Origin of the sequence: Streptomyces sp. NPDC093065, assembly GCF_044754585.1 — a bacterium.
Taxonomy (GTDB): domain Bacteria; phylum Actinomycetota; class Actinomycetes; order Streptomycetales; family Streptomycetaceae; genus Streptomyces.
In genome coordinates, this window is sequence record NZ_JBIVPJ010000016.1 from 38,873 (window position 1) to 53,015 (window position 14,143).

At 74.3% G+C, this 14,143-nt stretch carries 12 protein-coding genes; 8 read left to right on the plus strand and 4 right to left on the minus strand.

Annotated elements, in window-relative coordinates; translation table 11 throughout:
• Positions 1–2: 2 nt before the first annotated feature.
• Positions 3–1,070 carry a uroporphyrinogen decarboxylase gene (gene hemE / locus ACIQFU_RS25415; RefSeq protein WP_402554466.1) on the plus strand — a complete coding sequence of 356 codons (1,068 nt, stop codon included), beginning with the start codon at positions 3–5 and terminating at the stop codon, positions 1,068–1,070.
• A gap of 24 nt (positions 1,071–1,094) precedes the next feature.
• Here the strand turns inward: hemE and ACIQFU_RS25420 are convergent, their stop codons facing one another.
• Positions 1,095–2,618, minus strand: a complete 1,524-nt coding sequence (locus tag ACIQFU_RS25420; RefSeq protein WP_402554467.1) for a glycoside hydrolase family 3 protein — start codon at positions 2,616–2,618, stop codon at positions 1,095–1,097.
• A gap of 554 nt (positions 2,619–3,172) precedes the next feature.
• Between ACIQFU_RS25420 and ACIQFU_RS25425 the strand changes: the two genes are divergently transcribed.
• The 5 genes from ACIQFU_RS25425 to ACIQFU_RS25445 are packed head-to-tail and all read left to right on the plus strand — an operon-like array spanning position 3,173 to position 8,565.
• Positions 3,173–4,267 carry a phytanoyl-CoA dioxygenase family protein gene (locus ACIQFU_RS25425; protein WP_402554468.1) on the plus strand — a complete coding sequence of 365 codons (1,095 nt, stop codon included), beginning with the start codon at positions 3,173–3,175 and terminating at the stop codon, positions 4,265–4,267.
• Complete coding sequence (locus tag ACIQFU_RS25430; RefSeq protein ID WP_402554469.1) at positions 4,249–5,574, plus strand: DUF6271 family protein; 1,326 nt, start codon at positions 4,249–4,251, stop codon at positions 5,572–5,574. The genes ACIQFU_RS25425 and ACIQFU_RS25430 overlap by 19 nt, the downstream gene beginning before the upstream one ends.
• Positions 5,571–6,779, plus strand: a complete 1,209-nt coding sequence (locus ACIQFU_RS25435) for a type III PLP-dependent enzyme (protein WP_402554470.1) — start codon at positions 5,571–5,573, stop codon at positions 6,777–6,779. The genes ACIQFU_RS25430 and ACIQFU_RS25435 overlap by 4 nt, the downstream gene beginning before the upstream one ends.
• Positions 6,772–7,344, plus strand: a complete 573-nt coding sequence (locus ACIQFU_RS25440) for a GNAT family N-acetyltransferase (RefSeq protein WP_402554471.1) — start codon at positions 6,772–6,774, stop codon at positions 7,342–7,344. Before ACIQFU_RS25435 ends, ACIQFU_RS25440 begins: the two co-directional genes overlap by 8 nt.
• Positions 7,345–7,350: 6 nt before the next feature.
• Positions 7,351–8,565, plus strand: a complete 1,215-nt coding sequence (locus ACIQFU_RS25445; protein WP_402554472.1) for an MFS transporter — start codon at positions 7,351–7,353, stop codon at positions 8,563–8,565.
• Between the two features lie 18 nt (positions 8,566–8,583).
• Here ACIQFU_RS25445 and ACIQFU_RS25450 read toward each other — a convergent pair whose 3' ends face one another.
• The gene (locus ACIQFU_RS25450) at positions 8,584–9,402 is read right to left on the minus strand and encodes a rhomboid family intramembrane serine protease (protein WP_402554473.1); all 819 of its coding nucleotides are present in this window, start codon (positions 9,400–9,402) and stop codon (positions 8,584–8,586) included.
• A gap of 134 nt (positions 9,403–9,536) precedes the next feature.
• On the opposite strand from ACIQFU_RS25450, the gene ACIQFU_RS25455 reads away from it, so the two are divergent.
• A complete protein-coding gene (locus ACIQFU_RS25455) occupies positions 9,537–9,881 on the plus strand; it encodes a hypothetical protein (protein ID WP_402554474.1) in 345 nt (114 codons plus the stop codon).
• A 35-nt stretch (positions 9,882–9,916) separates the two neighbouring features.
• Here the strand turns inward: ACIQFU_RS25455 and ACIQFU_RS25460 are convergent, their stop codons facing one another.
• Both ACIQFU_RS25460 and ACIQFU_RS25465 read right to left on the minus strand, forming a co-directional pair.
• Positions 9,917–11,320 (minus strand): FAD-dependent oxidoreductase, encoded by a 1,404-nt coding sequence (locus ACIQFU_RS25460; protein WP_402554621.1) that lies wholly within the window; start codon positions 11,318–11,320, stop codon positions 9,917–9,919.
• A 33-nt stretch (positions 11,321–11,353) separates the two neighbouring features.
• Complete coding sequence (locus ACIQFU_RS25465) at positions 11,354–12,424, minus strand: DUF4349 domain-containing protein (protein WP_402554475.1); 1,071 nt, start codon at positions 12,422–12,424, stop codon at positions 11,354–11,356.
• 231 nt (positions 12,425–12,655) lie between these two features.
• On the opposite strand from ACIQFU_RS25465, the gene hemG reads away from it, so the two are divergent.
• Complete coding sequence (gene hemG, locus ACIQFU_RS25470; protein ID WP_402554476.1) at positions 12,656–14,140, plus strand: protoporphyrinogen oxidase; 1,485 nt, start codon at positions 12,656–12,658, stop codon at positions 14,138–14,140.
• Positions 14,141–14,143 lie beyond the last annotated feature (3 nt).

A 14,143-nucleotide genomic window follows, 5' to 3' on the forward strand; every position in this document is an offset into this window, starting at 1 on the left:
GTGTGAGTGCCAACCAGAGCCCCGCGGGCCAGCAGCCGACCGCCACGTACGACTCCGCGTTCCTCAAGGCGTGCAGGCGTGAGCCGGTGCCGCACACGCCCGTGTGGTTCATGCGGCAGGCCGGGCGCTCACTGCCGGAGTACCTCAAGGTGCGCGAGGGCATCCCGATGCTCGAGTCCTGCACCCGGCCGGAACTGGTCGCCGAGATCACCCTCCAGCCGGTGCGCCGGCACGGCGTGGACGCGGCGATCTACTTCAGCGACATCGTGGTCCCGCTCAAGGCCATCGGCATCGACCTCGACATCAAGCCAGGTGTCGGCCCGGTCGTCGCCGACCCGATCCGCACCCGCGCGGACCTGGCGCGGCTGCGCGACCTCACCCCCGAGGACGTCACCTACGTCACCGAGGCCTTCGGCCTGCTCACCCGCGAGCTGGGCGCCACCCCGCTGATCGGCTTCGCGGGCGCGCCGTTCACCCTCGCCAGCTACCTCGTGGAGGGCGGCCCGTCCCGCAACCACGAGCACACCAAGGCCCTCATGTACGGCGACCCCGAGCTGTGGGCCGACCTCCTGGACCGGCTCGCCGGCATCACGGCCGCCTTCCTCAAGGTGCAGATCGAGGCGGGTGCGAGCGCCGTCCAGCTCTTCGACTCCTGGGTCGGCGCGCTGTCCCCCGCGGACTACCGCCGCTCGGTGCTGCCCGCCTCCCGCAAGGTCTTCGAGGCCGTCTCCGGGTACGGCGTGCCGCGCATCCACTTCGGTGTCGGCACCGGTGAGCTGCTGGGCCTCCTCGGCGAGGCCGGCGCGGACGTCGTCGGCGTCGACTGGCGCGTCCCGCTGGACGAGGCGGCCCGCCGCGTCGGCCCCGGCAAGGCGCTCCAGGGCAACCTGGACCCGGCCGTCCTCTTCGCCGGCCGTGAGGCGGTCGAGACCAAGACCCGCGAGATCCTGGACGCGGCGGCGGGACTGGAGGGCCACGTCTTCAACCTCGGCCACGGCGTCCTGCCGACCACCGACCCGGACGCGCTGACCCGCCTCGCGGAGTACGTCCACACGCGGACCGCGCGCTGACGCACTCCGCTCCCAGGCGCCGGCTCAGCCCGCGGACACGTCCGTGAGCACCTCCGCCGCGGCCACCCCCGAGGCCGCGCTCGCGCCGTGGGTGAAGATCTGGGCCACCGCGGCGGTGGTGGTGCCCGGCAGGCCCATCTCCACCACGATCGCGTCCGGGCGGGCGGCGGTCAGACCGGTCACGGCACGGCTCATCCACGCGTGCCGGGCCGCGTCGCGGGCGACGATCACCAGCGGGCGCCCGGCGGCCGGTTCGAGGGCACGGCTCTCCAGCGCCGCCGTCCCCTCCTCCTCCAGTTCCTGCCCGCGCAGCCGCACCGAGGTCGTGCCGGGCAGCCGCTGACGCAGCGGGTCGGCCACGCCCCACGGGGTCTCCCCGCCGACGGCCATGTTGGTCACCGGGGCCAGCTCGACCACGTGCGGCGCGGCCGTCAGCGGCAGGGCGGCCCGCGCGGCGCCGGTGAGCCGCACGGCCCGGCGTGCGGCGACGTGCCCGATGCCGTCCCCGGCCGGCTCACCGGCGTCCCCGGCCGCCCGCAGCCCGGCCGACCAGCGGGCGAACTCCCGTACCCGGCCCGCCGCCCCGGCCAGCCGCTCCTCGGTCAGCTCCCCGCCCGTCACGGCCGTCACCAGCGCCTTGACCAGCAGCGCGACGGTGGCCTCCTCGGCGCTCTCGCCGCCCACGCAGACGGCGTCCACCCCGGCGGCGACGGCCCTCGCCGTGGCGCCGTCGATGCCGTAGCGGCGGGTGACGGCGCCCATCTCGATGGCGTCGCTGACGACGAGGCCGTCGAAGCCCAACTCCTCGCGGAGCAGGCCCTGCAGGATTGGCCGGCTCAGCGTGGCCGGGAGGTCGGGGTCGTAGGCGGGCACCAGCAGGTGGCCGCTCATGACCGCGCGCACCCCGGCCGCGACGGCGGCCCGGAACGGGGGCAGCGCCTGGGCGGCGATCTCGTCCCGCCCGGCCGGGTAGGAGGGCAGGTCGTGGTGGGAGTCGACGGCGACGTCCCCGTGGCCGGGGAAGTGCTTGGCGCAGGCGGCGACGCCGGCGGACTGCAGTCCGCGGATCCACGCGGTGGTGTGCCGGGAGACCACGTCGGGGTCCGAACCGAAGGAGCGTACGCCGATGATCGGGTTGTCCGGGTTGGAGTTGACGTCCGCGCTCGGTGCGTAGTCGAGGCTCACCCCGGCGGTGCGCAGCTGCCGGCCGAGGTCGGCGGCGACGGCCTCGGTCAGCTCCGCGTCGTCGACGGTGCCGAGGGCGAAGTTGCCCGGCCGGGACGAGCCGGTGGCGGACTCGATGCGGGTGACGTCGCCCGCCTCCTCGTCGATGGCGACGATCAGGTCGGGGTTCTCCGCGCGTAGCCTCGCGGTCAGCCGGGCGACCTGTTCGGTGGAGACGATGTTGCGGGAGAAGAGCACGACGGAGGCCAGTCCGTCGCCGATGTCGCGCAGGATCCAGTCGGGGGCCTCGGTGCCCACGAAGCCCGGCTGGAGGACGGAGAGCGCGAGCCGACGCAACTCGCTGCTGTGCTTGCTGGAGGACATCGGCCGCGCCTTTCGGGTGGTTTCTTGGTATAGACCAAGAGGGTGCGCGTTCAGGTTAACCAGGCGTGTCAAGGGCGCCGCCGTCGAACTCGGAAGTAACAACTTGCCTAGTCCGGAGGGGTGTTGACACCTTCCCTTGGTCTAGTCCATTGTGAGGCGCAAGTTCGGCGAGGGGCACATGTGACTCCAGTTACCGCGCCGGACACCAGCCGCGGCCGGACTGCGCACCCGTTGCCGTGGTGACGACTTCCGTACGACGACTTCCGTGACGACCACCCCGGACGAGACGACCATTCCGGACGGGGGCGCGGACCGGGGCGACCTCCGAGCAGGGGCAGCCCCGAGTGGGTGAGCAGCCCCGAGCGGGCCGACCCCGAACGGGCCAACCCCGGGCGGGGAGCACCCCGTCCGTCCGATCCGCCCCCGTCGCCCCGCTCCCGCCCCGTGCCGCGAGCGGGCTCCCGCTGCCACCACCGACCTCATGTGCGACGGCCGACCACCGTCGTGCGCACCGCCGTTGCCCGCACGGGGACGGCGAGGATCTGGAGCACCACATGGCAACGCCCGATTCCCACCTCCACCGAGCCCCGTCGGACCTGCCCTACTTCAGCGCGGACGCCGACACCTACCTGGCCCGCACCCAGCTGCGCGATCTCGACAAGACCCGTCCGCTGCGGGTGCTGTCCGAGGAGGACTTCGCCCACTGGCAGACCTACGGCTACGTCGTCGTGAAGGAGGCGATACCCGCAGAGTCCGCGCGCCGGCTGCTCGACTTCGCCTGGGAGTTCCAGGGCCTGGACCCCGAACGCCCCGACACCTGGTACCAGGAGCGCGAGTACCGCTCCGACCTCGACCGGGAGCTGCACATCTACGGCTTCGTCGAGGCCTACCACCACCAGCTCATCTGGGACAGCCGCCAGACGCAGCGCGTCTACGACGCCTTCGTCGACGTGTGGGACTGCGAGGAGCTGTGGGTCACTCTGGACCGGCTCAACCTCAACCCGCCCAACGTGGGCAACCGCGACCGCGCGCTCATCGACAAGCCGGACCGCGGCTTCGACATCGAGCTGCACTGGGACGTGGACACCTCCCTCGGCGTGCTGCCGCAGCGCGTCCAGGGCATCATCGCCCTCAACGACACCAAGCCCGACCACGGCGGCTTCCAGTGCTGCCCCGAGCTGTTCCGCCGCTTCGACCGGTGGAAGGCCCTCCAGCCCGACGACCGCGACCCGATCCGGCCCGCGGTCGACCGCGAGGACATGCCCGTCGTACGGCCCGACCTGGAGGCGGGCGACCTGCTCATCTGGAACGGCCTGCTGGCCCACGGCGTCGCGCCCAACATCTCGGGCGAGGGCGTGCGCGCGGTCCAGTACCTGTCGATGATGCCCGCGCTGGAGACCCACCGCACCCTGCGCGACTCCCGCGTCGACTCCTGGCGCACCCTGGCCACCCCGGACTGGAACGCCACCCTCCTCGGCGACGCCCGCCGGCCCGAGTCCGAGCGCTACGGGCCCGCCGAACTGACGGAACTGGGCGCCAGGTTGCTGGGTCTCACGCCCTGGCACGCGGACGCCGGCACCGACGGCGGCGACACGGACGAGGCGACCGACGAGGCCACCGGGGACGCCGCATGCGCAGCATCTGCCTGACCCTTCCCACCAACCGGCGCTGCCCGGACACGATCACGGCCCTCGGCGAGGAAGCGGCCTACGCCGCCGAACACTTCGACATCGATGTCCACCTGCTGCTCCTCGACTCCTGCCCGGCCGGGGACCGAGCCGCCCACGCCGACGCGTTACGGCAGCTGCCCGGCCACCCCCGGATCACCGTCCACCACCTCGACGAGGCCGCCCAGCGCGACTTCCTGACCCGGGTGACGGCACGCTCCGGCAGCGCCAAGCCCGAGCTGCTCCTCGACCTGATGCTCCCCGACGGGCTGTCCTACGGCGCCTGCACCAACCGCGCCTTCCTGATCGCGGCCGCGCTCGGCTGCGAGTCCGTCCACCGCAGGGACTCCGACAGCCGCTACCAGAGCGTGGACGGCCGTACGGTCTTCCCCGTCCACCACGAGCTGCTGTCCCTCGGCGAGCGCGCCGCCGACGCCGTGCCCCACGTCACCGAGTCGACTTTGCCGGGCCCCCTGCTGGAGCGGCGCGTCGCCATGGTGGGCAGCTCCTTCGTGGGCGAACTCTCCGTCGACATCGCGCAGATACGGGACGCCGACCCCGATGTCTACCGCGACGTCGTCTCCCTCTGGGCACCCGAGCACTGGTCCCCCGCACAGAAGCGGGAACTGGCCGAGGAGTCCTTCACCGGCGCCGGCACCGAACCCTTCACGGCCGACCACGCGCTGCTGACGGTGGTCGACCCGATGCGCGTGGACATGTGCAACATCGCCTTCCACGGCCCGACGGTCAGCGAGCGCGTGCCGCTGCCGCCCGCCCGGGACACCATCGGCAGCGACTACTTCCTCATCCACCTCGTGCACGACGCCCGGCTGCCCGGCGTGCTGCACAACCGCAACATCGTCAACTACTACACCGGCGAACGCAGGACCGGGCCCGGCTTCCTCGCCTACCAGACCCGCTTCGCCAAGTTCCTGCTGTCGATGCTCTACTTCCACCACGTCTACGACCGCCTGGCCGAGGCCGGCGACACGCTGCTGGACGAGCACGGCCGGGCCCGCTCCGATGCCGTCGCCGCTCTCGCCCGCGAGAGCACCGGCCTCGACACCGCGGAGAACGTCCGCAGGCTCGACGCCCTCGACACCGCCTACCGCCGGCTCGGCGGCAGATACGCCGGCTTCGCCGACCACCTGGCCGGCCGCCGCGAACGCCTGCTCGACGAGGCACGCGGCGACATGGCGGACTTCGCGCTGCTCACGGAGGCGTGGGAGGGCATGGTGACCGCCGCCAAGGCCACCCCCCTCGCTCCGCCCACGGGACAGCGGCGGTGAGCGCGGTGACCGGTGCGGGCCTCGGCGAACCCCTCGCCGCCGCCCTCGCCGCCGCCACCGAGGACCGGCTCGTGTACGACCTCGCCGGCATCGAGGAGCGCCACGACACGCTGCTGCGCGAACTGCCGGGTGTGCGGGTGCGGTTCGCGATGAAGGCCTGCCCGGTCGACGAGGTCCTCGCCACCCTCGCCCGGCGGGGTGCCGGGGCTGATGCGGCGGGCCCCGGCGAGGTCGAGCAGGCGCTGCGGGCCGGGATGCCGGCCGGGCGCGTGCACTACGGCAACACCGTCAAGTCCGACCGGAACATCGCCGAGGCGTACCGGCTCGGCGTGCGCACCTTCGCCACCGACAGCCTCCAGGACGTGGCCGCCCTCGCCGAACACGCCCCCGGCGCCCGCGTGTTCTGCCGGGTGGCGACCGGCGGGGCGGGTGCGGTGTGGGGGCTGAGCAACAAGTTCGGCTGCCCGCCCGGCGACGCCGTCCGGGTGCTGGAGGAGGCCCGGGACGCCGGACTGGTGCCGGCGGGCCTGTCCGTGCACGTCGGCTCCCAGCAGATGACGGGCGAGGCATGGCACGGCGCCGTCGACGACCTGGGCGAGGTCCTCGGCGCCCTCGGCCGGCGCGGTGTCCGCGTCGACCACGTCAACCTCGGCGGCGGACTGCCCGCGCTCGGCTACCGGGACCGGCGCGGCAACCCCCTCGACCCGCCACTGGACAAGATCTTCGCGGTGATCCGGGAGGGCATGGACGAGCTGCGCCGGATCCACGGCGGCCCCCTGGACTTCGTCGTCGAACCCGGGCGCCACCTCGTCGCCGACCACGGTGCGATCCGCGCCCACGTCGCCCGCCTCGCCGAGCGCCGGGCGGCCGACGGCGCACGGCAGCACTGGCTGTACCTGAGCTGCGGCAAGTTCAACGGCCTGTACGAGATGGACGCCCTGCAGTACCGGCTGGTCTTCCCCGGGCACACCGGCGGCCCGTACGTCCCGGCCGTCGTCGCCGGACCCACCTGCGACAGCGACGACGCCTACTCCCACGAGGAGGGACTGGTCCCGGTGCCCAAGGCACTGGCCTCGGGCGACCCGGTCTGGGTGCTGTCCTGCGGCGCCTACGCGACCAGCTACACGACCCTGGGCTTCAACGGCTTCGCCCCGCTCCCGTACGCCTTCGCGGGCCGCCCGGAAGGGACCGGCGCCGATGGCTGACACCGTGCGCGTACGCCCCCTCGGCGACGGGGACTGGGACGCGGTCGTCGCGCTGGAGCGGGACGCCTACACCGGCCTCGGCCTGTCGGAGGGCCGGGCCGCGCTGCAGTCCAGGGCGGCGGCGTCGCCGGGCACCTGCTTCGTCGTGGACGTCGGCGCCCGCACGGCCGGCTACCTGCTCGCGCTGCCCTGCCCGCCGCACCGCTACCCGGACCTGACGCGGGCCGAGGAGCCGGCCGCGCCCGCCTGCCCACCGGGCAACCTCCACCTCCACGACATCGTCGTCGCACCGGGTCTGCGCCGCAGGGGACTCGCACGGCACCTCCTGCACCGCCTCACCGGCACCGCCCGGGCGCGCGGCGACGAGCGGATCTCCCTGGTCGCCGTGGGCGGCACCGAACCCTTCTGGTCGGCGCGCGGCTTCGTGCCCGAGCCGGGGGTGGTGCCGGCCGGCGAGTACGGCGGCGGAGCCGTGTACATGTCCAAGCCGGTGGCGCCCGTCCGGAAGACCCGCGCCCGTCCGTCCCCCTCCCCGCCCGCCCCCACCCTGCGCGAAGTGAGCTGATTGCGCGTGTCCCGTCCGAACGACCCCTTCCTGCGCGGCCAGTTGGCGATCGGTGCGCTGTTCCTGTCCCTCGGCTTCCAGTACGCCACCTGGGCCGCTCGGATCCCCGCCATCAAGTCCGACCTCGACCTGAGCGCGGCCGAGGTGGGGGTGCTCCTGATGGCCGCGGGCGTCGGCGCGGCGGTGTCCTTCCCCGCGGTCGCCTGGCTGATGCGCCGCATGGGCTCGCGCCGGCTGTCCCTGCTGTCCCAACTGGGCCTGGCCCTGCTGCTGCTCGCCCTGGCGGCGGCACCCGACTACCCCGTTGCCCTGCTGGTGATGTGCGTCGACGGCGTCCTCGTCGGCTGCCTGAACGTGGCCATGAACGCGCAGGGGGCGGCCCTGGAGGCGCGGCACGAACGCAACACGATGGCGAGGCTGCACGCCGTCTTCAGCGCCGGCTCCCTGCTCGCGGCCCTGCTCGCCTCCGGCATGACCGCCGCCACCGGATCGGTCGCGGCGCACTTCGCGGTCGCCGTGGCCCTGCTCGTCGTACTGGGCGCGACGGCCCGCACCGGACTGCTCGACGAGGGGGCCGCGCCCGACGGGACGGACCCGGCCGCCGCGGAGACCCCCGCCGACCCGAAGCCCGCCCGCCGTCGCTGGACCGTCCCTTCCCGGCTGACCCTGTGGATGTGCTGCGCCATGGTCTTCGGCACGGTCGCCGAGGGCGCGATGAACGACTGGTCCGCCCTCTACCTCAAGGACGTCGCCGAGGCGTCGGCGGAACTCGCCCCGCTCGGCATCGCCGTGGTGTCCGGGATGATGGTCCTCGCCCGCCTGTTCGCCGACGGCTGGCGCAGCCGCTGGGGCGACGGCCGGGTCGTCCTGCTGGGCAGCGCCGTGGCCGGTACCGGTCTCGCCGTCGCCCTGGTCAGCGGCGGCGTCGCACCGGCCCTCGCGGGCTTCGCCTGCATGGGCCTCGGCATCGCGGCCGTGACCCCCTGCGTCTACGCCGCCGCCGCCCGGCAGGGCTCGGACGCGCTGACGCTGGTCGCCGCCATGGGCACCACGGGGCTGCTGGCCGGCCCGCCGCTCATCGGCTTCATCGCCGGTGCGAGCAGCCTGGCCTGGGGCATGGGAGCCGTGGCCGCCTCGGCGGGTGCCGTCGCGCTGTGCAGCACCCGCATCCGCTGGACCGACCCGGCCCCCGCCGCGCGCAGCGAGGCGGCTCCTGCCTGAGCGGACCGCGGGCACCGCTCACCACCCGGGCCGCGCCCGCCTGCCGAACAGCAGCCCGCGCGGCTCCGGCGGGGGAGGGGTGCCCCGCCTCAGCGGCCACGCGATCAGCATGCCGACGACGAAGCCGACGACGTGGGCCGCGTACGCCACCGTGCCCGCGTCGGACACGGCGCCGCCGGAGGAGTAGACCGCCTGGAGCCCGAACCAGAAGCCCAGCACCAGCCAGGCCGGGAGCCGCAGCGGCAGGAAGATCAGGAAGGGCACCAGGACCCAGACGCGGGCCCTCGGATACAGCACCAGATAGGCGCCGAGCACCCCGGCGATCGCGCCCGACGCGCCGATGAGCGGGGCGCCCGAGTCGGCGTCGACAAGCGCGAAGCCGTAGGTCGCCGCGTAGCCGCAGACGCCGTAGAAGAGCAGGAAGGGGACGTGGCCCATCCGGTCCTCGACGTTGTTGCCGAAGATCCACAGGAACAGCATGTTGCCCAGCAGGTGCAGCCAGCCGCCGTGCAGGAACATCGCGGTCAGGACGCTCAGCTCCGGCGACTTGTCGTAACCGGGCGGGGCGACCACGCAGCCTGGGCCCCGCGGGCCGATCCCGACGGCGCCCGTGGGCACCAGGTGCGGCATCCGGTGCTGGAGCAGTTCCCGCGGCACCGCCGCCCAGTGGTCCAGGAACGCCTGGAGGTCGCACATCTGCGCCAGGCTGCCGTCACCCGCCGCCGACCCGGTCATGCCGGGGGTGAACACGAACACCAGGACGTTCGCGAGGATCAGGGCGTACGTCACCCACGGGGTGCGGCGCGCCGGGTTCACGTCATGGACGGGGATGACCACGGGAGACTACTGCCCGCCCGGCGGGCGGTGAATCGGTTCGCCCGTTGAACGCCCCCGTCCGTGTGTACGTATGCCCTCTCAACCGCCCGTTTCCCGGGGAAGGCGGGGCGCGGGGACGACGTGAGGAACAGGCGATGAACGAACGGGTCACACCGGCTCCGGCGCTGCACGCCCTGCCCGACGGCGAGGCCGAGGTCGCCCTCGTGCTTCGGCTGCCCTGGGAGGACGTCGCCCGCCTCGGCCAGGAGGCGGGGCGGCTGGCCGCGCAGACACAGCGGCCGGTGACACTGGACGAGGCGGTGAGCCACCGGCTGCGCTCCACGCGGTCCGCGACGCACGCCCGGCCGGCCGGTGAGCAGCCGCCAGCGGTGGGCGCCCCGGTGCCGGCGACCGCTCCGGCCTCGGTGTCCTCCCTGCCGGCCAGACCCCCGGCCGAGCAGGCGCGCCAAGCCATCGACCGCATCAACGGGACGGCGTAGGGCCCGGCCCGTGCACCAGCGGCCCGGCGCCCCCCTCAGCCCCGCTGCTCGACCGCCCGCACCGTCTTGCGGGCGGCCACCAGCACCGGGTCCCACACGGGGGAGAAGGGCGGCGCGTAACCGAGGTCCAGGGCCGTCATCTGTTCGACCGTCATTCCGGCCGTGAGGGCCACCGCGGCGATGTCGACCCGCTTGCCCGCGCCCTCACGGCCGACGATCTGCACGCCGAGCAGCCGCCCGGTGCGCCGCTCCGCCAGCATCTTCACCGTCATGGGGGAGGCGTTCGGGTAGTAGCCCGCGCGGCTGGTGGACTCGATGGTCGCCGTCACGAACCGCAGCCCCGCCCGCAGCGCGTCCTTCTCCCTGAGACCGGTCCGCGCGATCTCCAGGTCGCACACCTTGCTGACCGCCGTGCCGACCACACCCGGGAACGTGGCGTAGCCGCCGCCCACGTTGGTGCCGATGACCTGCCCGTGCTTGTTGGCGTGCGTGCCCAGCGGAATGTGCCGCTCCTGACCGGAGACCAGGTCGAGCACCTCCACGCAGTCGCCGCCCGCCCAGATGTTCTCGTGGCCGCGCACCCGCATCGCCAGGTCGGTCAGCAGCCCGCCGTGCGCGCCGAGCGGCAGCCCCGCGGCCCGGGCGAGCCCCGTCTCGGGACGCACACCGACGCCGAGCACCACCACGTCCGCCGGGAACTCGGCGTCCCGGGTGGCCACCGCCGCGACCCGGCCGTCGTCCCCGGTCAGCACCTCGGTGACCTCGGCGCCGTTCACCATGGTGATGCCGAGACCCTCCATGGCCGTGCGCACCATGCGGCCCATGTCGGGATCGAGCGTCGACATCGGCTCCCGGCCGCGGTTGACGACCGTCACCTCGTAGCCGCGGTTGATCAGCGCCTCGGCCATCTCCACGCCGATGTACCCGGCGCCGACGACCACCGCGCGACGGCCACGCGTGCGTGCCAGCGTGTCGAGCAGGGCCTGCCCGTCGTCCAGTGTCTGCACCCCGTGCACGCCGGGCGCGTCGATGCCCGGCAGCTCGGGCCGGATCGGCCGCGCCCCGGTCCCGAGCACGAGCTTGTCGTACGACGTCCAGGACTCCGCCCCGGAATCGACGTCACGCGCGCGTACCCGCCCGCCGGCCACGTCGATCTCCGTGACCTCGGTGCGCATCCTGAGGTCGATGTCCCGGGCGCGGTGCTCCTCGGGCGTGCGCGCGATCAGCGCCTCCCGCTCGGTGACGTCGCCGCCGACCCAGTACGGGATACCGCACGCCGAGAACGAGCTGAAGTGACCGCGTTCGAACGCCACGATCTCCAGCTCGTCCGGGCCCTTCAGCCGGCGCGCCTGCGACGCCGCGGACATCCCCGCGGCGTCGCCGCCGACGACGACCAGCCGTTCCCTCGTACCGCCCGCGGCGCCCTCGCTCATGCTCATGCTCATGCGAACACGCTACGTGGGCGGGGCTTTTCAGTCCTGCCCGCCGCCCTGCTCGCCGTGTGCCGTCGTCGCACGCGGCGTCGCGGTTGCCGGTGCCGGTGCCGGTGCCGGCACCGGTGCAGGGGCCGGGGTCCGGCGACGCGGCAGCCGGGGGCGTACGACCCGCAGCCACAGCAGCCCGAGCAGCGCCGCCACCGCGGCGAACGGCAGCAGCGCGCCGAGCACCACCGCCACCCAGCGCAGCATCGTCACGAAGGCGTTCCAGCCGCCGGCCAGGGCGTCCGTGAAGCCCGGGTCCCCGTCCTCCTCCTCCTTCTTCTCGGCCGGCTTCGCCGGCGTCTCGGTCAGGGAGAGGGTGACGGTGGCCAGGCTCGTGCGGTCCTTCAGGGAGGCCTGCCGGGCGAGCAGCGCCTCAAGCTCCGCCTGACGGGTGCTCAGCTCGCCCTCCAGGGTCACCACGTCGTCCAGCTCCGTCGCCCGGTCCATCAGCTCGCGCACCCGGGCCACACTGGCGCGCTGGGACTTCACGCGGCTTTCCACGTCGACCACCTGGTCGGTGACGTCCTCGGCGGTCGCGTTGCGCTGGAGCAGCTTCCCGGCGCCCTCCAGTTTGTCGAGGACGTCCTCGTAACGCTCCACCGGCACCCGCAGCGTCACCTGGGTCTGTTCGTGGCCCTCCGTGTCCCGGGTGGTGTTCTCGTCACCGACGTAACCGCCGGCGTTCTCGGTCGCGGTGCGGGCCGCGTCGAGCGCCTTCGACGTGTCCTTGACCTGGACGCTCAGGGAGACGGTGCGGATGATGTGCGCCGGGGCGATCTTCGGCGGCGCGCTCGCGCCGGCGCCGTCGGCCCCGGCCTCACCTGCCTCACCGGCCGCGCCGGGCTTGCCGTCGGCCTGCGAGCCCTCCGCCTTCGAACCCTCCGCCTGCGAGTCCCTCTGCGGCGCGGCCGCCTTGCCGCCCGCGTCTGAGCCCCCGTCCGAGGCGTTGCAGCCGGTGAGGGCGAGCGCCGTGACCAGCAGCAGGCCGGCCAGGGCACGGGCGGGTGGAGCGGACCTCCGGGCCGCCGGTCGTCCTGTCGCCTGTCGTCGTCGTGCCTGCATCGTGGGTCCCCCCGGGGTTGTGGCAACTGATGTCTCTACGACGCGCGAGGGGCCGCGTACGACGGCGCGGAACGGTTCCGAAGAGATCACGGTCCGGACTCGCGGGCCGGAGGCGGCCGCACGGCCGCACCGATTGCGCGGGGCCCGCACGGATTGCGCGGGACCTGTGGGCCCGGGGCCGGGGCCACCCGGCCCCGGAGAGGCGCCGGCGGGGTCTGAGACGCTGGGGTCATGAGCGCAAGCGAGACCTCAGCGGGCGAGTTCCCCCCGGAACAGGGACCCGGACACGTAGTCGTCGTAGGAGCCGGCATCGCCGGACTGGCTGCCGCCCACCGCCTGCTGGAGGGCGGCGCCCGGGTGACCGTCCTGGAGGCGTCCGACCGGGTCGGCGGCAAGCTGCTGCCCGGCGAGATCGCCGGCGTACGCGTCGACCTCGGCGCCGAGTCGATGCTGGCCCGCCGCCCCGAGGCCGTCGGCCTGGCCCGCGCCGCCGGGCTCGCCGACCGCCTCCAGCCGCCGTCCACCGCGACGGCCTCCCTGTGGACCCGCGGCGCCCTGCGCCCCATGCCCAAGGGCCACGTCATGGGCGTCCCCGGCACCGCCGCCGCCCTGTCCGGCGTGCTCTCCGAGAAGGGCCTCGCCCGCATCGAGCGCGACGCCGAACTGCCCCGCACCGAGGTCGGCGACGACGTGGCCGTGGGGGAGTACGTCGCCGCGCGCCTGGGCCGCGAGGTCGTCGACCGGCTCGTGGAGCCTCTGCTGGGCGGCGTCTACGCGGGCGACGCCTACCGCATCTCCCTGCGCTCCGCCGTGCCGCAGCTCTTCGAGGCCGCCCGCACCCACACCTCCCTCACCGAGGCGGTCCGCGCCCTCCAGGGCCGCGCGGCCACCTCCCCTCCGAGCGGCCCGGTGTTCATGGGCATCGAGGGCGGCATCGGCACCCTCCCGCCCGCCGTCGCCGACTCCGTCCGCGCGCTCGGTGGTGAGATCGTCACCCGCGCGCCCGTCACCGAGCTGCGCCGCACCGCGTCCGACGGCTGGCGGATCGTCGCCGGCGACCGGGTGCTGCACGCCGGCGCGGTCGTCGTCGCCGTCCCGGCCGGGCCCGCCGCCCAGCTGCTGCGCGCCGAGGCGCCCGCCGCCGCGGCCGAGCTGTCCGCCGTCGAGTACGCCTCGATGGCCCTGATCACCCTCGCCTACCGCCGCTCGGACGCCGCCGAGCTCCCCGAGGGCAGCGGCTTCCTCGTGCCGCCGGTCGACGGACACACCATCAAGGCGTCCACCTTCGCCTCCTGCAAGTGGGGCTGGATCGCCGACGAGGACCCGGACCTGGTCGTCCTGCGCACCTCGGTGGGCCGGTACGGCGACACGGAGATCCTCGGCCGCGACGACGCGGGCCTCGTCGACGTCTCCCGGCACGACCTGGGCGAGGCCACCGGCCTGACCGCCGCGCCGGTCGCCACCCGCGTCACCCGCTGGCGGGACGGCCTGCCGCAGTACCCCGTCGGCCACCACGCGCGCGTGGCCCGCGCCCGCGAACACGTCGCGGAGCTCCCCGGCCTCGCGGTGTGCGGTGCGGCGTACGACGGCGTCGGCATCCCGGCGAGCATCGCGAGCGCCTACGCGGCCGTCGACCGGATCCGGGGCGACCTCGGCGGTGTGCAGCAGCTCACGGCCCACCCGGTGCAGAGTCCGCACGGCGGAGCGGGAGAATAGGGC

Excerpts from the sequence above, each read along its gene's own strand:
- ACIQFU_RS25420 (WP_402554467.1), bottom strand. The coding sequence starts at position 2,618 with ATGTCCTCCAGCAAGCACAGCAGCGAGTTGCGTCGGCTCGCGCTCTCC.
- ACIQFU_RS25425 (WP_402554468.1), top strand. The coding sequence starts at position 3,173 with ATGGCAACGCCCGATTCCCACCTCCACCGAGCCCCGTCGGACCTGCCC.
- ACIQFU_RS25430 (WP_402554469.1), top strand. The coding sequence starts at position 4,249 with ATGCGCAGCATCTGCCTGACCCTTCCCACCAACCGGCGCTGCCCGGAC.
- ACIQFU_RS25440 (WP_402554471.1), top strand. The coding sequence starts at position 6,772 with ATGGCTGACACCGTGCGCGTACGCCCCCTCGGCGACGGGGACTGGGAC.
- ACIQFU_RS25455 (WP_402554474.1), top strand. The coding sequence starts at position 9,537 with ATGAACGAACGGGTCACACCGGCTCCGGCGCTGCACGCCCTGCCCGAC.
- ACIQFU_RS25460 (WP_402554621.1), bottom strand. The coding sequence starts at position 11,320 with ATGAGCATGAGCGAGGGCGCCGCGGGCGGTACGAGGGAACGGCTGGTC.
- ACIQFU_RS25465 (WP_402554475.1), bottom strand. The coding sequence starts at position 12,424 with ATGCAGGCACGACGACGACAGGCGACAGGACGACCGGCGGCCCGGAGG.
- hemG (WP_402554476.1), top strand. The coding sequence starts at position 12,656 with ATGAGCGCAAGCGAGACCTCAGCGGGCGAGTTCCCCCCGGAACAGGGA.